The sequence below is a fragment of the Pseudomonas sp. B611 genome (assembly GCF_055407965.1).
Genome location: NZ_JBUZST010000023.1, coordinates 39,771 through 59,042, shown reverse-complemented (window position 1 = coordinate 59,042; position 19,272 = coordinate 39,771). Strand labels below are relative to the sequence as shown.

At 61.4% G+C, this 19,272-nt stretch carries 19 protein-coding genes; 12 read left to right on the top strand and 7 right to left on the bottom strand.

Translation table 11 applies throughout. The features are described 5' to 3' along the window. The first annotated feature begins 204 nt into the window (after positions 1-204). Complete coding sequence (locus tag ACZRMO_RS27605) at positions 205-1,302, top strand: carboxynorspermidine decarboxylase (protein WP_463974958.1); 1,098 nt, start codon at positions 205-207, stop codon at positions 1,300-1,302. Positions 1,303-1,330: 28 nt separating this feature from the next. After that, entirely contained in the window at positions 1,331-2,575 is a 1,245-nt protein-coding gene (locus tag ACZRMO_RS27600; protein ID WP_463974957.1) for a saccharopine dehydrogenase family protein, read from the top strand. 202 nt (positions 2,576-2,777) lie between these two features. Here ACZRMO_RS27600 and ACZRMO_RS27595 read toward each other — a convergent pair whose 3' ends face one another. After that, a complete protein-coding gene (locus tag ACZRMO_RS27595) occupies positions 2,778-3,557 on the bottom strand; it encodes an IclR family transcriptional regulator (protein WP_463974956.1) in 780 nt (259 codons plus the stop codon). 215 nt (positions 3,558-3,772) lie between these two features. Between ACZRMO_RS27595 and ACZRMO_RS27590 the strand changes: the two genes are divergently transcribed. From ACZRMO_RS27590 to mddA, 5 genes are all read left to right on the top strand, one after another. After that, complete coding sequence (locus ACZRMO_RS27590) at positions 3,773-4,555, top strand: ABC transporter substrate-binding protein (protein WP_463974955.1); 783 nt, start codon at positions 3,773-3,775, stop codon at positions 4,553-4,555. Further along, entirely contained in the window at positions 4,552-5,220 is a 669-nt protein-coding gene (locus ACZRMO_RS27585) for an amino acid ABC transporter permease (RefSeq protein ID WP_463974954.1), read from the top strand. Before ACZRMO_RS27590 ends, ACZRMO_RS27585 begins: the two co-directional genes overlap by 4 nt. Then, positions 5,217-5,969 carry an amino acid ABC transporter ATP-binding protein gene (locus ACZRMO_RS27580; protein WP_463974953.1) on the top strand — a complete coding sequence of 251 codons (753 nt, stop codon included), beginning with the start codon at positions 5,217-5,219 and terminating at the stop codon, positions 5,967-5,969. The genes ACZRMO_RS27585 and ACZRMO_RS27580 overlap by 4 nt, the downstream gene beginning before the upstream one ends. Then, positions 5,966-7,234, top strand: a complete 1,269-nt coding sequence (locus ACZRMO_RS27575; protein ID WP_463974952.1) for an NAD(P)/FAD-dependent oxidoreductase — start codon at positions 5,966-5,968, stop codon at positions 7,232-7,234. Before ACZRMO_RS27580 ends, ACZRMO_RS27575 begins: the two co-directional genes overlap by 4 nt. Positions 7,235-7,516: 282 nt before the next feature. Beyond that, complete coding sequence (gene mddA / locus ACZRMO_RS27570) at positions 7,517-8,308, top strand: methanethiol S-methyltransferase (protein ID WP_463974951.1); 792 nt, start codon at positions 7,517-7,519, stop codon at positions 8,306-8,308. 129 nt (positions 8,309-8,437) lie between these two features. On the opposite strand, the gene glsB is transcribed toward mddA, so the two are convergent. Next, entirely contained in the window at positions 8,438-9,346 is a 909-nt protein-coding gene (gene glsB / locus ACZRMO_RS27565; RefSeq protein ID WP_463974950.1) for a glutaminase B, read from the bottom strand. Between the two features lie 112 nt (positions 9,347-9,458). Next, entirely contained in the window at positions 9,459-9,869 is a 411-nt protein-coding gene (locus ACZRMO_RS27560; protein ID WP_463974949.1) for a hypothetical protein, read from the bottom strand. Between the two features lie 109 nt (positions 9,870-9,978). On the opposite strand from ACZRMO_RS27560, the gene ACZRMO_RS27555 reads away from it, so the two are divergent. After that, positions 9,979-10,833, top strand: coding sequence for an AraC family transcriptional regulator (locus tag ACZRMO_RS27555; RefSeq protein WP_463974948.1), 855 nt, complete (start codon positions 9,979-9,981; stop codon positions 10,831-10,833). 18 nt (positions 10,834-10,851) lie between these two features. Here ACZRMO_RS27555 and ACZRMO_RS27550 read toward each other — a convergent pair whose 3' ends face one another. Both ACZRMO_RS27550 and ACZRMO_RS27545 read right to left on the bottom strand, forming a co-directional pair. Further along, positions 10,852-11,610 (bottom strand): ABC transporter ATP-binding protein, encoded by a 759-nt coding sequence (locus ACZRMO_RS27550; RefSeq protein WP_463974947.1) that lies wholly within the window; start codon positions 11,608-11,610, stop codon positions 10,852-10,854. Position 11,611: 1 nt separating this feature from the next. After that, positions 11,612-12,433: an ABC transporter permease gene (locus ACZRMO_RS27545; RefSeq protein ID WP_463974946.1), complete on the bottom strand. Its 822-nt coding sequence runs from the start codon at positions 12,431-12,433 to the stop codon at positions 11,612-11,614. Positions 12,434-12,689: 256 nt separating this feature from the next. Here ACZRMO_RS27545 and ACZRMO_RS27540 point away from each other — a divergent pair, with 256 nt between their 5' ends. Continuing rightward, positions 12,690-13,772 carry an LLM class flavin-dependent oxidoreductase gene (locus ACZRMO_RS27540; RefSeq protein ID WP_124528383.1) on the top strand — a complete coding sequence of 361 codons (1,083 nt, stop codon included), beginning with the start codon at positions 12,690-12,692 and terminating at the stop codon, positions 13,770-13,772. Between the two features lie 133 nt (positions 13,773-13,905). Here the strand turns inward: ACZRMO_RS27540 and ACZRMO_RS27535 are convergent, their stop codons facing one another. Then, complete coding sequence (locus ACZRMO_RS27535; RefSeq protein ID WP_124528382.1) at positions 13,906-14,700, bottom strand: class II aldolase/adducin family protein; 795 nt, start codon at positions 14,698-14,700, stop codon at positions 13,906-13,908. A 230-nt stretch (positions 14,701-14,930) separates the two neighbouring features. Next, on the bottom strand, positions 14,931-15,836 hold the full coding sequence (locus tag ACZRMO_RS27530; protein ID WP_017736142.1) for a LysR family transcriptional regulator: 906 nt from the start codon (positions 15,834-15,836) through the stop codon (positions 14,931-14,933). 214 nt (positions 15,837-16,050) lie between these two features. On the opposite strand from ACZRMO_RS27530, the gene ACZRMO_RS27525 reads away from it, so the two are divergent. The 3 genes from ACZRMO_RS27525 (at position 16,051) to ACZRMO_RS27515 (ending at position 19,168) form a co-directional block, all read left to right on the top strand. Beyond that, positions 16,051-16,662, top strand: a complete 612-nt coding sequence (locus ACZRMO_RS27525) for a cysteine dioxygenase family protein (protein ID WP_463974945.1) — start codon at positions 16,051-16,053, stop codon at positions 16,660-16,662. Beyond that, positions 16,659-18,242: a rhodanese-related sulfurtransferase gene (locus ACZRMO_RS27520; protein WP_463974944.1), complete on the top strand. Its 1,584-nt coding sequence runs from the start codon at positions 16,659-16,661 to the stop codon at positions 18,240-18,242. Before ACZRMO_RS27525 ends, ACZRMO_RS27520 begins: the two co-directional genes overlap by 4 nt. 95 nt (positions 18,243-18,337) lie before the next feature. Next, positions 18,338-19,168 (top strand): TauD/TfdA dioxygenase family protein, encoded by an 831-nt coding sequence (locus ACZRMO_RS27515; protein ID WP_463974943.1) that lies wholly within the window; start codon positions 18,338-18,340, stop codon positions 19,166-19,168. The last annotated feature ends 104 nt before the right edge of the window (positions 19,169-19,272 follow it).

Genomic DNA, 19,272 nt, shown 5'->3' with positions numbered 1-19,272 from the left:
GCCAGCCTATTCGGTACTGATACACCGCATTCGCGAGCAAGCCCGCTCCCACATTGATCCAGGGTATGGCCATAGATGGTCATACTTGGCAGCTATCATTAAAAACCAAGGGCAGCAAAATCCGCCCACTAACCTTCCGATTCGCCCCAAGTGCGGGCACAATGCGTGTCCTTTTTTGGCAGGCACCGCCGCAGGCTCTCAAAAATGATCAAAACGCCGTACTACCTCATCGATAAACAGAAGCTTCTGGTCAACATGCAGAAGATTGCTTACGTGCGCGAACAGTCCGGCGCCAAGGCCCTGCTGGCGCTCAAGTGCTTTGCCACCTGGTCGGTGTTCGACCTGATGCAGCAATACATGGACGGCACCACCTCGTCGTCGCTGTACGAGCTGAAGCTGGGCCGCCAGAAGTTTGCCGGTGAAGCCCACGCCTACAGCGTGGCCTGGGCCGACGATGAAATCGAAGAGATGCTGGAGAACTGCGACAAGATCATCTTCAACTCCATCAGCCAACTGCAGCGTTTTGCCGAGCGTTCCGAAGGCAAGACCCGCGGCCTGCGTGTGAACCCGCAGGTGAGCAGCTCCGACTACCTGCTGGCCGACCCGGCACGTCCATTCAGCCGCCTGGGCGAATGGGACCCGGTGAAGATCGAAGGCGTGATCGACCAGATCAGCGGCTTCATGTTCCACAACAACTGCGAGAACGGCGATTTCAGCCTGTTCGACAAAATGCTCGGCACCATCGAAGAACGCTTCGGCGCGCTGCTGCATAAAGTCGAGTGGGTCAGCCTCGGCGGCGGCATCCACTTCACCGGCGAAGACTATGCGGTGGACGCGTTCTGCGCGCGCTTGAAAGCCTTCGCCGAGAAGTACGGCGTACAGGTCTACCTGGAACCCGGCGAAGCGGCGATCACCAACAGCGCCTCCCTGGAAGTCACCGTGCTCGACACCCTCTACAACGGCAAGAACCTCGCCGTGGTAGACAGCTCCATCGAAGCCCACCTGCTGGACCTGCTGATCTATCGCCTCAACGCCAAGCTGGCGCCAAGCGATGGCGAACACACCGTGATGGTGTGCGGCAAATCCTGCCTGGCCGGGGACATCTTCGGTGAGTACCAATTTGATCGTCCGCTGGCCATCGGCGATCGGCTGTCGTTCATCGACACCGCGGGCTACACCATGGTCAAGAAAAATTGGTTCAACGGCCTGAAAATGCCGTCCATCGTAGTGAAACAACTCGACGGTACTGTCGAAGTGGTTCGTGAATTTGGTTACGACGACTACCTGTCCAGCCTTTCGTAAGCTGGCGGATATAGGAGAAAGAAAGCAATTGAAAAAGAACGTTCTTATCATTGGTGCAGGAGGTGTCGCCAAGGTGGTGGCCCACAAGTGCGCGCAGCACAACGACGAACTCGGTCGTATTGCTATCGCGTCGCGCAACATCTCCAAATGCCAGGCCATCATCGACAGCGTCAAGGCCAAGGGTAGCCTCAAAGTACCCGCCGAAATCCAAGCCTTCGCGCTGAACGCCCTGGACGTGGAAGCGACCAAGGCCCTGATCCGCGAGACCGAATCGCAGATCGTCATCAACGTCGGTTCCTCGTTCCTCAACATGTCGGTCCTGCGTGCCTGCATCGACACGGGCGTGGCCTACCTCGACACTGCCATCCACGAAGAGCCGGGCAAGGTCTGCGAGACCCCGCCGTGGTACGGCAACTACGAGTGGAACCACCTGGAAGAGTGCAAACAGAAGAACATCACCGCCATCCTTGGCGTGGGCTTCGACCCGGGTGTCGTCAACGCGTACGCCGCGCTGGCGCAGCAACAGCATTTCGACCGCATTGATTCCATCGACATCCTCGACGTCAATGCCGGCTCCCATGGCAAATACTTCGCCACCAATTTCGACCCGGAAATCAACTTCCGCGAGTTCACCGGACAGGTGTGGAGCTGGCAGAACAGCCAGTGGACCAGCAACACCATGTTCGAAGTCAAACGCACTGATGACCTCCCGGTCGTCGGTTCGCAGAACCTGTACCTGACCGGCCACGATGAAGTGCACTCGCTGTCGAAAAACCTCGACGTGCCCAACGTGCGTTTCTGGATGAGCTTCGGCGAACACTACATCAACGTGTTCACCGTCCTGAACAAGCTCGGCCTGCTCTCCGAAAAACCGGTCACCACCGCCGAAGGCCTGGAAGTGGTGCCATTGAAACTGGTCAAGGCCGTACTGCCCGACCCGTCTTCGCTGGCGCCCGGCTACACCGGCAAGACCTGCATCGGCGACCTGGTCAAAGGCACCAAGGGCGGCAAGGCGCGTGAGGTGTTCATCTACAACGTAGCTGACCACGAAGAAGCGTTCGCCGAAACCGACAGCCAGGGCATCTCTTACACCGCCGGCGTGCCACCCGTAGCCGCCGCGCTGCTGGTTGCCCGTGGCGAGTGGGACGTGCAACGCATGGCCAACGTGGAAGAACTGCCGGCTGAGCCGTTCCTCAAGGCGCTGGACGTGATGGGCCTGCCGACGCGGATCAAGGACGAGCACGGTGATCGTGCCTGGGATGCGATTGCCTGATTAGGCGATAGCGACCCGAACAAAAAAATGCGCCCCGAGGGGCGCATTTTTTGTTGGGGGCAAACACAGTTCTCAAACCCGATGAAATTCAAAATGTGGGAGCGGGCTTGCTCGCGAATACGGTGTGTCAGCCAGCCTATTCTTTTCTGACCCTCCGCATTCGCGAGCAAGCCCGCTCCCACATTTGGATCGATGGCGACTGTTATTCCAGGTTCCGCGCCGAATTGCTCAGCGCTCTTGAGCACTGCAACAACGCCGGCGCCAACTGCCGTTCCGCATCCGCCCTGCTCCACCGACTGGTCGGCGCCACCACATGCACCGCCGCCACCGGTCGGCCATTGGCGCCCAGTACCGGCGCACCGATGGTCATGTCGCCCAGGAACAGCTCCTGGCCATTCACCGCATAGCCTTGCTCGCGCACCTGTTGCAGCGACTCCAGAATCTGCTCGACGTCCGTTAGCGTCTGGCTGGTGTGGGCAATGCGCTGGCTGCTCTCGATCAGCACCAACGCTTCATCCACCGGCAACGCGCTCAAATACGCCCGCCCCGACGCCGTGCAGTACATCGGCACCCGCGAGCCGATCGGCATATGCACCGGCACAAACCCTGAGCTAACAAACCGTGCGATGTAGGTCATGTCGTAGCCCGCAGGCTCGGTGAGGCACGAGGTCTCTCCCGTCAGCCGGGTCAACTCCGATAGAAACGGGTTGGCCACCTCGATCAACGAATGCGCATCCAGGTAACTGAAGCCCAACTCCAACACCCGGGGGGTGAGTTGGTAATGACGTGTGCGGGAGTGTTTCCGAAGGTAACCAAGGCTTTCGAGGGTAAACACCATGCGCTGGGCCGAGCTTTTGGTCATGCCGGCGGCCTCGGCCACCTCTGCAAGGCTCATGCTGCGGCGCTGTGCGCTGAATGCCTTGAGCACCGACAGGCCTTTTTCCAGGGATTGGTTGTGCAAGCTATTGCGTTCTTCGGACATGGCGAACTCGCGGTTTGGTCGATCAGGCGTGGCGATATTTCTACCGTAAATCACAAAAATAGACCACTTAATATCGCATATCGATACGAATGGTTCATTTTGTCGATTTTCTATCGCGCTATACGATTTTTTATAATCGAAATGGCACAGAGCTTGCGATTTCATCGTCAGCCGCTTGCGGTACTGACGATCCGTTTTCCTTCTGGAGTAACCCGATGAACAGTCTTTCGCCCTTGTTTCGCCGCCTCGCCTTCGCCGTATGCGCCACCCTGTGTGCCAGCGCCGTGCACGCAGAAAGTGCGTCCTCGTACAAAGTCGGTGCAACGGCCAGCGGTTCGCCGTTTACCTTCCTCGATATCAAGAGCAACAGCATTCAAGGGGTAATGGTCGATGTGGCGGAGGCCGTGGGCAAAGCAGGCGGCTTTACCAGCCAGATCGAACAGACCAACTTCGCCGCGCTGATTCCCTCCCTCACCTCCGGCAAGCTGGACTTCATTTCCGCCGGCATGCTCAAGACCGAGGAGCGCACCAAGGTCGTGGATTTCAGCGCACCGGTGTACGCCTACGGTGAAGGCCTGATCGTCAATGCCGACGACAACACCGCCTACCCAGACCTGGCCCCGCTCAAGGACCAGATCGTCGGCGTACAGGCCGGCACGGTGTTCTACGACCAACTGAACAAGCTCGGCATCTTCAAGGAAATCCGCACCTACGACTCCATCGGCGAGATGGTCCGCGACCTATCCCTGGGCCGCATCAAGGCCGCCGTGGGTGATCAGCCGGTGGTGGCCTACCAGATCCGCCAGAAGCTGTTCAAAGGCGTGAAACTGGCCACCGACTACCAGCCCACCAACGTTGGCGAAGTTTGCCTGGTAGTGCGCAAGGGCGATTCGCAAACCCTGGAGCGCCTGAACACCGCCATCGCCAGCATCAAGGCTGACGGCACCCTGGATAGCATCCTCAAGAAGTGGGGGCTTGATACCCAGGTGCGCCCATGAACCTCACCGAGTTCCTGCAAAACGCCCATGACTTCTTGCCGATCCTGCTGCAAGGCGCCTGGGTGACGATCCAGATCACCGTGCTGTCGTTCCTGCTCAGCAGTGCCATCGGCCTGGTGCTGGCGCTGCTCAAACTGTCGCCGATCCGCGCGCTGTCGTGGACGGCCAGCACCATCATCAACGTGATCCGTGGCCTGCCGATCATTGTGCAGCTGTTCTACATCTACTTCGTGCTACCGGACATGGGCGTGCACCTCACCGCGTTCTACGCAGGTGTGATCGGCATGGGCATCGCCTACTCGGCGTACCAGGCGGAGAACTTCCGCACCGGCATCATCGCCGTGGAGCAGGGCCAGCGTGAGGCCGCTGAGGCGCTGGGCATGCGCTCGGCGTTGATGATGCGCCGGGTGATCCTGCCTCAGGCGTTTCGCATCGCCCTGCCGCCCTACGGCAACACCCTGGTGATGATGCTCAAGGACTCGTCCCTGGTCTCCACCATCACCGTGGCAGAGATGACCCGCCAGGGCCAACTGATCGCCTCGTCCACCTTCCAGAACATGACCGTCTACACCCTGGTCGCCCTGCTCTACCTGCTGATGAGCCTGCCGCTGGTGTATGGCCTGCGTCGCATGGAACAGCACCTGGGCCGGAGGAAAAAAGCATGATCGAGATACGCCAACTGCAAAAACACTACGGCAGCCACCGCGTGCTGCACGGTGTTGACCTGGACGTGGCCAAGGGCGAAGTGGTGTGCCTGATCGGCCCCTCAGGCTCGGGCAAATCCACCCTGCTACGCTGCATCAACGCGCTGGAAGCCTACGATGGCGGCGCCATTACCGTGTTCGGCGAAACCGTGCAGCGCGGCAGTAAAAACGTGCACACCCTGCGCAGCCGATTGGGCATGGTGTTCCAGCGTTTCAACCTGTTCCCCCACCGTACCGTGCTGGAAAACGTGATGGAAGGCCCGGTGTACGTCAAAGGCGAACCGCCCAAGCAGGCACGCGAAGAAGCCCTGGAACTGCTGGAAAAAGTCGGCCTGAGCGCCAAGGCCGACGCCTACCCGGAACAACTCTCCGGTGGCCAGCAACAGCGGGTAGCCATCGCCCGCGCCCTGGCGATGAAACCCGAGGCCATGCTGTTCGACGAACCCACCTCGGCCCTCGACCCGGAACTGGTGGGCGACGTGCTGGCGGTAATGCGTACCCTCGCCGATGAAGGCATGACCATGATCGTGGTCACCCACGAAATGGGCTTTGCCCGCGAAGTGGCCGACCGCGTGTGCTTCCTGCACGGCGGCTACATCGTCGAAAGCGGCCCGGCCGAGCAAGTACTGGGCAACCCGCAGCAACCGCGCACCCAGGACTTCCTGCGCCGCGTACTGCACCCTACTGGCGATACGCGGAGCCTGTCATGAAGTCCTTGTGGTCAGCGACTGCGCCAGCGGCGGTGCCGACGCCAGCGTTGAGTGAGTCGGTAAAGGTGGATGTGGCGATTGTCGGCGCAGGCTATACCGGGTTGTCGACCGCGCTGCACTTGGCTGAGCGTGGCGTGAGCGTGTGCGTGCTGGAGGCCAACGAGCCGGGCTGGGGCGCGTCGGGACGCAATGGTGGGCAGGTCAACCCGACGCTTAAATACGACCCGGAACAACTGGTGCAAATGTACGGGCCGGAGCGTGCCGAACCGTTGATTTCGACCGTGTCGAATTCGGCGGACTTGGTGTTCAAGCTGATTGAAAAACACCGCATCGATTGCGCGCCGGTACGCAGGGGCTGGATGCAGGTGTCGTACACCGAAAAAGGCGTGGCCGGGTTGCACGCGCGGGCTGAGCAATGGGCTCGACGCGGTGTACCGGTGCAGTCATTGGACGCATCAGCGGTGGCCTCGCGCATGGGCAGTGAGGCGTTTGCCGGTGGTTGGCTGGATGGCCGCGCCGGCGCAATTCAACCGTTGGCCTATGCCCGTGGGTTGGTGAGTGCGGCGTTGGCAGCAGGGGTGCGCATTCATCGGCAAAGTGCGGTGACGGCGTTGCAGCGCCAGGGTTCTGGCTGGCAGCTGCAGACGGCTTCGGGTGCACAGGTCACGGCGGATCGAGTGGTGCTGGCAACCAATGGTTACAGCGGCAACCTGTGGCCGGGCATGGCGCAGAGCATCCTGGCGGCCAACAGTTTTATCGTCGCCACCAAACCGTTGAACGGGCGTGCGGCAGACAGCATTTTGCCAGGGCAGGAAACGGTTTCCACCGCACAACGGTTGTTGCTGTATTTCCGTAAAGACAGCCATGGGCGTTTGCTGATGGGGGGGCGTGGGTTGTTTAACGACCCCACTGACCCGACGGATTTCGCCCACCTTGAGCGCTCGTTGGCGTTGCTGTTCCCACAGCTAGGGCCGCTGGAATTCGAGTACCGCTGGGCCGGGCGCATCGCGATCACGCGGGACTTCATGCCCCACGTTCACGAACCTGCACCGGGTCTCACGTTAGCGTTGGGCTGCAACGGCCGAGGTATCGCACTGTGTACCAGCCTGGGCCAGCAATTGGCCGGGCGGCTTTGTGATAACAAGGCGGAGTTTGCCTACCCGGTGACGCCGTTGCAGCGTCTGCCGATGCATGGGTTGCAGCGGTTTTACATTGGGGCTGGGGTGGCGTGGTACAGCCTGTTGGATAGACTCAACATCAACTGATGTGGGAGCGGGCTTGCCCGCGATGGCGGTGCGTCAGCCACTGGAGGTGCCAGTTGATGTATCGCTATCGCAGGCAAGCCAGCTCCCACACTGGATTTTCGGTGCCCGGAGTATTTCACCTTCCACCAGGGACCAGAGCGGATGCGATCACTGCCGGCGCGTTCTGGCTGATGGTGGATCTTGTACCCAGGTAGCCGAATCCTCAAACCCCGCTAACCTTGACAGGGCGAGAGTTCAATCATCGATTGGCTTACCCCTCACCATGTGCGAAAGGATTCGTCCATGAACCTGCAAAAAACCGCGAACGGCCATCCTGCACGTATTGCCGGGCTGGTCTTCAGCACCTGCTGTTATCTGGTCTTTCTATTCACGTTTTTCTACTTGATAGGCTTCGTAGGCGGTGTCGTCGTACCCAAGCACATCAACTCTGGCCCCCTCATCGGTTGGCCTCTGGCAGTCCTGATCAACTGCTTGCTGATGCTGTTATTCGGTGCCCAGCATTCGGTGATGGCGCGTAAAAGTTTCAAGCGCTGGCTGACGACATTCGTCCCGCCCGTTGCCGAGCGCTCGACCTACGTATTGCTCAGCAGCCTGGTGCTTGTGCTGATGTTCTGGTTGTGGCGACCGATCACATTCACCGTCTGGCAGGTTGAGGCGGCTTGGGCCAGGGTGATGCTGACCAGCCTGTTCTGGCTGGGCTGGGTGGTTGTCTTTGTCGCAACGTTGCTGATAAGCCACTTCGAACTCTTTGGGCTCAAGCAGGCGATTGATCGTTGGCGTGGCACGGCACAACCGTCACCCATATTCAGAACACCGTCGCTCTACCGGATCGTTCGCCACCCCTTGTACCTAGGGTTCCTGATCGCCTTCTGGGCAACGCCACACATGACCGCCGGCCACCTGTTGTTTGCTGTGGGGCTGACAGCCTACATTTTTGTGGGTGCCTACTTTGAAGAGAAGGATCTTGAGGCGCTGTTTGGTGAGCGGTATCGGCAGTACCAGCAAGCGGTCGGCATGGTTTTACCGTGGTCGAACGCCCGGCCTACACCACGGAAAAAGACGCCTGAATCTTGATGTGGGAGCTGGCTTGCCTGCGATAGCGGTCTTCCAGTACTGGATGTGTTGGCTGACACACTGCCATCGCAGGCAAGCCAGCTCCCACATGGGATGTGCGGTGCTCGGGCTATTTCACGTGCCGCTTTATCAAAACACCGACCACCCAATCCGCTCACTCAACAACTCCAACGCCTTGATCCCCGCCAGCGAATTCCCCGCCGCATTCAACTCCGGCGACCACACGCACACCGTAAATTGCCCCGGCACCACCGCGACGATGCCGCCGCCCACGCCGCTCTTGCCCGGCAAGCCGACCCGATAGGCGAAATTCCCCGCCTCGTCATACAGCCCGCTGGTGGCCATGATCGAGTTCACCTGCTTGGTCTGGCGCGCCGTGAGGATCTGCTCGCCGCTGTGGGCACTCACGCCTTCGTTGGCCAGGAAGCTGAACGCCTTGGCCAGGTCCAGGCAGCTCATCTGCAACGCGCAGTAGTTGAAGTAGCTGTGCAGCACCGCATTCACGTCGTTATGGAAGTTGCCGAACGACTTCATCAGGTAGGCCATGGCCGCGTTGCGCGCCCCATGTTGCGCTTCTGATTCCGCAACAACACTGTCCACCAGGATCTGCGGGTTACCCGACAGGCGCCGCACAAAATCGCGCATCGACAGAATCGGCACGGCGTAACGCGACTGATTGATGTCGCAGATCACCAGCGCGCCAGCATTGATAAACGGATTGCGCGGCCGGCCGCGTTCAAATTCCAACTGCACCAGCGAGTTGAAGGGCTGCCCGGAAGGTTCGTGGCCCAAGCGTTCCCAGATGGTTTCGCCACCGTGGTCGATGGCCTGCACCAGGCTGAACACCTTGGAAATGCTCTGCACCGAAAACAACGTGTCGGCGTCGCCGGCACAGTAGGCGGCACCGTCGTTGCCGTACACGGCGATCCCCAATTGATCGGCCGGCACATCGGCCAGCGCGGGGATGTAGTCGGCCACTTTGCCGAGGCCGATCAATGGACGAACTTCGTCAAGGATCGACTCCAGCAACGCCTGCATGTCTTGTCCTGTCATCTGTCTTGGAATCGGTGATAAGCGGGGCGCGGAGGATACCTGATCTCAATGTGGCGAGGGAGCTTGCCCCCGCCCCACAACTGAGTATTTCCAGGCATTAGAAATGCGCCACATCCGACACCTGGTCATCCAGCACATCTCGCGCCAGCGCCCAGGCGCGGTCCTTGGACTCCACCACCAACAGCGGATAACCCCAGGCCTTGCCGAACATCACGGCAAACGGTTTGAGCGCCAGGCGCTGAGCGGCGCTCGGTTCCACCTGGATCATGCCTTTGACGTACGCACGCAACGCCGGCTTGTTTTTCTTCATCCAGATCGAGGCTTGCTTGCGCTCTTCATGGGCGTGCTCGTGATTGTTTTCGTCCACGGATTTTTCGTGCAGCAGCACGAAGGCTTGTTGACGGGCCAACAGGCCTTCGAAGACCACGAAGGCATCTTCCGGCCCGCCTTCGTTAGGGGCGTCGAAGAAGATTTTGACCACTGGGAAGGTTGTGCTGTCGAGTCGCATGGCAAAGCTCCTTAATGAGAGTGACTCTCACTATAAGAGACAAACCCCTGGACGGCATTGCACAGAATAGCCAGACTATTTCGCAATTCAGCCAAGTTGCGTCCACACCATGAAACACCACCGACTCGACCTGTATCACCCGATGATGGCCGAGGACGCCGACGTCTTCCCACGCGCCGTGGTGGCCGTGGGTGCCAGCAGCCACTCGGACACCTGGGAACATGCCCAGCACGCCCATCGCAAAGGCCAGTTGATGTACACCCTGCGCGGGATCATCCACTGTGAAATCGAAGCGGGCATCTGGATCGTGCCGCCGCAATGTGCACTATGGATTCCCGGCGGGACGTTCCATGCGGCGCGTGGTTCTGGCGAGGCGCAGGTCTATTGCCTGCTGATCGACCCCGAAGCCGCCCGCGCCCTGCCTGCGCAATGCTGCACTCTGGGCGTGTCAGGCCTGCTGCACGAGCTGATCAGCAAGGCCGTAGGCTTCCCGCAACTGTATGAAGAGGACGGCGCTCAGGGCCGCTTGATCAGCACACTGCTGGATGAACTGGCCGCCGCGCCCATCGAAGCCCTGCACCTGCCCATGCCGCAAGACCCGCGGCTGCGGCGCCTGGCCGACAGCCTGCTGGCCGAGCCGACCGACAAGGCCACCCTCGGCCAATGGGCCGTGCGCATCGGCATGAGCGAGCGCAGCATGACGCGGCTGTTGCTGGAAGAACTGGGCCTGAGTTTTGGCCGTTGGCGCCGGCAGTTGCACGTGATCCTGTCCCTGCAACGACTGGCCAAGGGCGACAGCGTGCAGCGCGTAGCCCTGGACCTGGGTTATGAGAACGCCAGTGGTTTCATCACCATGTTCCGCAAGGCCGTGGGCCAGCCACCGGCGCGTTACCTGGCGGACCGCATGGGCACCACCGGCAATGCCGCACAGCCCGGTATTGCGATGACCGACGCGCCGGACTAAGGCGCGGCGGCGTGGCAATCAAGCGTGGGCAAATCGGCGCAATGTTGCCTGCGCCAACCCCACGGTCGGGGCACTCACTTCCACCCCAAGCAACCCCAGCAACCGCGCACGAATCGCCTGGAAACCCTCCTGCCCCGGATCCCGCGCACGCGGCAGATCAATCTTCAACTGCTCGGCAATCTTGCCGTTCTCCAGCACGATCACGCGATCCGCCAGCAAAATCGCTTCATCCACATCGTGGGTCACCAGCAATACGGCCGGCGTGTGTTTGCGCCACAGTTCGATGATCAGGCGATGCATCTTGATGCGGGTCAGGGCATCCAGCGCGGCGAAGGGTTCATCCAGCAGCAGCAACTTGGGCTCACGCACCAGCCCCCGCGCCAGGGCCACGCGCTGGGCTTCGCCGCCGGACAGTGTGGCTGGGTAGGCATCGAGACGATGGGCCAGGCCGACTTCGGTCAGGGCCTGCACGGCGCGCGCCTTGGCGTCGGCAACGTGCAGGCCGAGCACGACGTTTTTCCACGCGCGCTTCCACGGCATCAGGCGCGGTTCCTGGAACACCGCCGCGCGTGCCTTGGGCACCCGCAGTTGGCCGCTGTCGATACTGTCGAGCCCGGCCAGGCTGCGCAGCAAGGTGGTCTTGCCCGAGCCGCTGGCGCCGAGCAAGGCGACGAATTCGCCGGGCGCGATGTCCAGGTCCAGGCCGTCGATCACCCGTTGCTGGCCGAATTGACGGACGACATTGCGCAGTTGTACGGGCGCTTCAATGAACGACATATCAATTCCTCACAAAAGATGGGCGCCAGGCCAGCGCAAAACGTTCGAGGGTGCGGATCACGCCGTCGATCAACAGGCCGAGCACGCTGTAGATCAGCAGGCAGATGACGATCACGTCGGTACGCATAAAGTCCCGCGCATCACCGGCCAGAAAGCCGATGCCCGCTGTGGTGTTGATCTGCTCGACAAACACCAGCGCCAGCCAGGAAATGCCTAGGGCATAACGCAAGCCGACAAAAAACGACGGCAACGAACCCGGCAGAATCACATGCCAGATCAGCTCGCGGCGGTTGAGGCCGAGGGTGTTGGCGGCCTCGATCAACTTGGGATCGATATTGCGGATGCCGGCAAACAGGTTGAGGTACACCGGAAAGGTGGTGCCGGTGACGATCAGCGCAATCTTGGTGAACTCGCCAATGCCGAACCACAGGATAAACAGCGGCACCAACGCCAGGGACGGGATGGTGCGCAGCATCTGCATCGGCGAGTCGAGGATCACTTCACCGCGCCGCGACAGGCCGCTGACCAGCGCCGCCGCCACGCCAATGCTCACGCCAATACCCAGGCCGAACAACGCACGCTGCAAGGACACCAGCAGGTGCTTGCCCAGTTCCCCGGACACGATCATCGCCCACAGCGTGCCGCCGATCTGCGACGGCGCGGCGATCACCCGTGCAGGAATCCAGCCCGCCTGTGAGGCCAGCTCCCACAGCAGTAGCAGCACGACGGGGCTGAGCAAGCGCAACACGGCGTCCGGCGTGCGCCAGCGGCGCTTGGCGGCGGGTTGAACAGCGCGTTTGTTGATGGTGAGCGTCTCGGTCATCGGGCTGGCTTCCTTGGAAAGACTCGACCCCATGCTAAGCGCATAAAAAACCGTGGTGAAAGTCTTTCGAGGAATAACCTAATGCACACAAAATGCAAATTACTGATACATAAATCAATTTATGATTCTACATTTTAATAATTAGGTTAGAACCAAACGGCATTTTACAGCCCCGCCCCCTGCCCCTACCTTGGACGCGAATAACCGACCCCCTGCCCGGTGGAGGTGACCATCCCGCACCAGACAAGGACAGACCATGAGCATTGAATTCATCGGCTACATTGGCGGCCATCACGCCTCCGAGATCCACCCGCGCAGCGGCCCTACCCTGCAACCGGACTACGTCGAAACCGTGGCCCGCGCCCACGAAGAGGCCGGTTTCGACCGCGCCCTGGTGGCGTTCCATTCCAACAGCCCGGACAGCACGCTGATCGCTTCCCACGCCGCCAGCGTGACAAAGAAGCTGCAATTTCTGATCGCCCATCGCCCGGGCTTCGCCCAACCGACATTGGCCGCACGCCAGTTCACCACGCTGGATGTGTTCAACGGTGGGCGCACGGCGGTGCATATCATTACCGGCGGCGATGACCGCGAATTGCGCGCCGATGGCAGCCATATCGGCAAGGACGAACGCTACGCCCGCACCGACGAATACCTGAGCGTGGTGCGCCAGGAATGGACCAGCGAGCAGCCGTTCGATTTCGCCGGCACCTACTACCAGGTCGAAGGCGCGCACTCCACGGTGAAATCGCCGCAACAGCCGCATATCCCGCTGTACTTCGGCGGTTCGTCAGCGGCGGCCATCGCCGTGGCCGGCAAGCATGCCGACGTGTACGCGCTGTGGGGTGAGACCTACGAGCAAGTGCGCGAGATCGTCACCCAGGTGCGCGCCGAGGCGGCCAAGCACGGGCGCACGATTCGCTTCAGCTTGTCGCTGCGACCGATCCTCGCCGAAACCGAAGAACTGGCGTGGGCACGCGCCGACAGCATCTTGCAGCAGGCCACTGCGCTGGCAGAAAAGAATGGCTTTGTGCGCCGCGAACCGCCGAACGAAGGCTCGCGCCGCTTGCTCGCCGCCGCCGCGCAAGGCTCGCGCCTGGACAAGCGCCTGTGGACCGGGATAGCCGGGCTGCTGGGCGCGCAGGGCAACTCCACGTCGCTGGTGGGGACGGCTGAGCAAGTCGCCGAGGCGTTGGTGGATTACTACGACCTGGGAATCACCACGTTCCTGATTCGTGGGTTTGATCCGCTGAACGATGCGATTGATTACGGCAAACGCCTGATCCCCCTCACCCGCCAATTGATCGCTGAACGCGAACAGGCTCAGCAAGTCGCGTAATCCTGTGAAGATCGTTCCCACGCTCTGCGTGGGAATGCCGCCAGTGACGCTCTGCGTCACGCCTTCAAGAACGGACGCGGAGCGTCCAGAGATGCGTTCCCACGCAGAGCGTGGGAACGATCAGTACCGAGGATCAGTTTTTGTAGTCGGTATCGGTACGCTCCAACTGCCGGATCAACGCATTCCAATGCCGCGCCACACCCGGCCCATCACCGCTGGCAAACACCTTGGCCTGTTGCTCAACCTTTTCCACCACCTCTTTGGGCGGGAAGATCAACTCCGCATTCCCCGCCGCCTGCGCCGCGACCTGGATATTGCACGCACGCTCCAGCTGCTGCAGTTGCTGAAACGCATGCTCGACACTCACACCCGCCGTCAACAGCCCGTGGTTGCGCAGGATCATCACGCTTTTGTCACCCAGGTCCGCCACCAACCGCTCACGCTCGTCCAGGTCCAGGGCCACGCCCTCGTAACCGTGGTACGCCACGCGCCCGGAGAAACCGATGGAATGCTGGGAGATCGGCAGCAAGCCGTCCTTCTGCGCCGACACCGCAATGCCGTCACGGGTGTGGGTGTGCAACACCGCTTGCAGGTCATGGCGTGCGCCGTGGATGGCGCTGTGGATCACATAACCTGCGTAGTTGATGCCCAGGCCGGTGGGGTCATCGACGATGGTGCCGTCGAGGTCGACCTTGACCAGGTTGGAGGCGTTGATTTCATCGAACAACAAACCAAAGGCGTTGATCAGGAAATGCTCGTCCGGGCCCGGCACGCGGGCGGAGAAGTGGGTGTAGATGTGGTCGGTCCACTTGTACAAGGCCGCCAGGCGATACGCGGCGGCCAGCTTGACGCGCACTTCCCATTCTTCCGGGGTAACGCGCTGGCGGACATTAGTGGAAACGCTGGAAATCGAGGTGACGCTGCTCATGGCAAAACTTCCTGGATGGCCTTAATGACTTCCAGGCAAGCCTAGGGGATGGATAAAAATAATAAAAAGCACATTTTAATCTAAGCTAATTATTATTTTTTTTCATAACCACTGATCGCACCCACGCTCCGCGTGGGAGTGCCGCCAGGGACGCTCTGCGTCCCAAAAGCGGACGCGGAGCGTCCGGCGAGGCATTCCCACGCGGAGCGTGGGAACGATCACTGCAGGGGTTATGCGGCGTCGCGGATCTTGTGCAGCGACGCCGCCACCAACTTGCCAAACGCATCCACCGGCCCCTGCAAGTTGCCCAAAAAGTGCGGATAGATCAGCCACAAATCCATCACCGGCTTGAAGTCCTTGAGCGGCATCACCGCCAGTTGCTCGCGATGGGCGCTACGCTCCAGCAGCGGCCGCGGCACCAGGCCCAGCCCCAGGCCATCGGCGACCAGGCCCAATTGCAACTCGGTGCCAAACGTCTCCAGGTTCACCCGCAAGGCCAGGCCCTGATCGGACAAGGTGCGCTGCAACCCCGCACGGAAGCCGCAGCCATCCGGGTTGAGAATCCAGCCGTCCTGGTACACATCCGCCAGCTTGCACGGCTTCTTCGGCAACTGCGCCTTGGCACACACCACCACCAACTCCATCTTGCCGATGGACTCGCCGACGATGTTATCGGGGAATATCTTGCCCGCCGGGAACAACGCCGCCGCCGCGTCCAACTCGCCGCGCTCGATCTTGCCCACCAGTTGGCTGCCCCAGCCGGTGGCGACCTGGGCGCGCAGGTCGGCGTATTCGGTGCGCAGGTGCTTGAGGGCATCCAGCAGCACCACGTCGCCGATGGTCTGCGGCACACCCAGGCGCAGCAGGCCGGTGGGCGGTGCGTCGGTGGCCACCAGTTCACGCAGGGCATCCATCTCGCGCAGGATCAGCCGGCATTGTTCATACACGCGGGTGCCGATCAAAGTGGGTTTGAGCGGCTTGGTGTTGCGGTCGAACAACTCCACCCCCAGCGCCTGCTCGAAGTTCTGCACGCGACGGGTGATGGCGGGCTGGGTCAGTTGCAATGATTCGGCGGCATGGCTGATGGACTGGCAACGAATCACTTCGACAAAGGCGTCTATATCGTCAATTTTCATTTGGGCCGCACATAGAGAACAGTCAATAAGATGTGTGCGAAGCATAGTTGCAGGATTGCTATCTGAATAGTCCGTGCTGTGATCGATAACGTCTAAGCCTAGTCGGAGCGGTTCTAAATTACCTTCAGCTATAAGCTAATCATTAAAAAATAGCATATTAACTACAAACATTATGCTTAGATAAGCTTAACCGACAGCGACTGATGGAATTGCCATGACCCAGGCCAAGCACCCCGAAAGACTCAGAGCCTTTATTGGCGCCCTGGCGGAACTGATCGACGGCAACCCACGCGAAGGCGACCTGTTGCACCGTGGCGGCAAGCTGTTGGCGCAACTGGTCAGCCATGACGACTGGCTCCCCGATGAATTCGCCCAACCCAACCCCGAGCGTTACCAGCAATTCCTGCTGCATGCCGATTCGCGCCAGCGCTTCAGCATCGTCAGCTTTGTGTGGGGGCCTGGGCAACGCACGCCGATTCATGACCATCGGGTGTGGGGGCTGATCGGCATGCTGCGCGGCGCAGAACTTTCCCAAGGTTTTGCACGCGCCCCCGACGGCAGCCTGACGGCCGAAGGCAAGCCGATTGAATTGGTGCCGGGCCAGGTTGAAGCGGTGTCGCCCAAGGTCGGTGACATCCATCAAGTGAGCAATGCCCACAGCGACCAGGTGTCCATCAGCATCCATGTGTACGGCGCCAATATCGGTGCGGTGCATCGCGCGGTGTACCAGCCCGACGGCAGCGAGAAACTGTTTATCTCCGGTTATTCCAATGCCTTCCTCCCGAATATCTGGGATTTGTCCAAAGAAAAGAGCCCTGCCCTATGAGCACCGTATCGACCCAAAGCTTCGCCCAGATCCGCCAGGCCCTGTTGGACCGTCACGAAGTCGCCCTGATCGATGTGCGCGAAGAAGCGCCGTTCGCCGAATCCCACCCGTTGTTTGCCGCCAACATCCCGCTGTCCAAGCTGGAGCTGGAGGTGTATTCGCGCATTCCACGCCGTGATACCCAGGTCACCGTGTACGACAATGGCGAAGGCCTCGCTGCCCGCGCCGCCGAGCGCCTGGTCGTGCTGGGCTACACCCAGGTCAGCCTGCTGGAAGGTGGCCTGGACGGTTGGCGCCAGGCCGGTGGCGAGCTGTTTATCGACGTCAACGTACCGAGCAAGGCCTTTGGCGAGCTGGTGGAAAGCGAGCGTCACACGCCATCCCTTGCCGCCGAGGAAGTGCAGGCGCTGCTCGACAGCCAGGCCGACGTGGTGGTGCTCGACGCCCGCCGCTTCGACGAATACCAGACCATGAGCATCCCCACCGGCATCAGCGTGCCCGGGGCTGAATTGGTCCTGCGTGCCCGTGAACTGGCGCCCGATCCGGCCACCCGGATCATCGTCAACTGCGCCGGACGCACCCGCAGCATCATCGGCACGCAGTCACTGATCAACGCCGGCGTGGCCAACCCGGTGTCAGCGTTGCGCAACGGCACTATCGGCTGGACGTTGGCCGGGCAAAAACTCGCCCACGGCCAATCTCGCCGCTTTGCACCGACCTCGGAAGAACATCGCCAAGTCGCCGCCGCGGATGCACGCCGCGTTGCCGACAAGGCCCGCGTCGGCCGTGCCAGCCTCGCCGACCTCGCACGCTGGCAGCAGGAAGCACAGCGCACCACCTACCTGTTCGACGTGCGCACCCCGGAAGAATTCGAAGCCGGCCACCTGCCGGGCGCGCGTTCGACGCCGGGCGGCCAACTGGTGCAGGAAACCGACCATGTGGCCAGCGTGCGCGGTGCGCGCATTGTGCTGGCGGATGACGATGGTGTGCGCGCCAATATGTCGGCCTCCTGGCTCGCGCAACTGGGTTGGGAGGTGCATGTGCTGGACGGCCTGCAAGCGGCGCAGTTCAGCGAGCCAGGCGCGTGGGTCGCCCCCGTGCCCGCCCCGCCGCAAGCCGAGTTGATCAGCCCGCACACCCTCGCCGAGTGGCTGGCCCATGGCGATACCGTGGTGCTGGATTTCACCGCCAGCGCCAACTACGTCAAGCGCCATATCCCCGGCGCCTGGTGGGCCCTGCGCGCGCAACTGCCCGCCGCCCTGGCCAAGGCCCCCGCCGCCGAGCGCTATGTGTTGACCTGCGGCAGCAGCCAACTGGCGCGCCTCGCGGTAGCGGAGGTTGAAGCCATCACCGGCAAACAAGTGTTCCTGCTGCAAGACGGCACCGCTGGCTGGATCAACGCCCAACTGCCGCTGGAAGAAGGTGAAAGCCACCTCGCCTCGCCGCGCATCGACCGCTATCGCCGCCCGTACGAAGGCACCGACAACCCCAAGGAAGCCATGCAGGCGTACCTGGACTGGGAATTCGGCCTGGTGGCCCAACTGGCCCGCGACGGCACCCACGGTTTCTACGTGATCTGACCCACCCCGATCCACCTGCACCCACACCGGGTGCAGGCCCCACATCCGACCCCTCTCCAGGCGGAGGCTGAACCCACACACGAGAGGACACGCGCATGACCCTGCACATCACCCGCCTGGAACCCACCATCGGCACCGAAATCGCCGGTATCGACCTGCGCCAGCCGCTGACCCCAGCCTTGCGCGACGAACTGCGCCAGTTGCTGCTCACGCACAAGGTGCTGTTCTTCCGCGACCAGGCCATCGACACCGAACAGCAAATTGCCTTCGCCAAGGAATTCGGCGAGCTGTACGTGCACCCCACCACCCAACAGAACGACCCGAGCCTGCCCCAGGCGCACCTGATCGAAGCCCAGGACGAACGTAAACTCTATGGCCCGCGCATCAGCGGCCGTTGGCACACCGACACCAGCTGGCTGCTGCAACCCACCCTCGGCGCGGTACTGCGCGCGGTGGACTTGCCCGACGTCGGCGGCGACACCCTGTGGGCCGATGCCGGCGCGGTGTATCGCGCCCTGCCCGATGAGCTGCGCGCCGAGATCGACCACCTGCACGTGGTGCACGACTTCAAGAAGTCCCTGGACAAGGTGGGCTACGACTACCCGATCCTCGCCCACCCGCTGGTGCGCACCCACCCGGAAACCGGTGAAGACGGGCTGTTCATCAACTTCTCGCAAAACCCCTCGGTGATCGGCTGGACGCCGCAGCAAAGCAAGCAATTGATCGACCGCCTGCTGCTGGAATTCAACAAGCCGGAGCACCAGGTACGCTTCAAATGGCGCCCCGGTTCGGTGGCGTTCTGGGACAACCGTTCGACCCTGCACTACCCCGTCTACAACTACGGCGACTACCCACGCCGCATGGAGCGGGTGCTGATTGCCTATGACGATATTCCGCATCGGGTAAGAGCGGCCGTTGCTGCCTGACCCCCACTCCCAAACCCAACACAGATCCAATGTGGAAGAGGCTTGTGTGGGAGCGGGCTTGCTCGCGAAGGCGGTGTATCAGTGACAGATGGATTGACTGACCC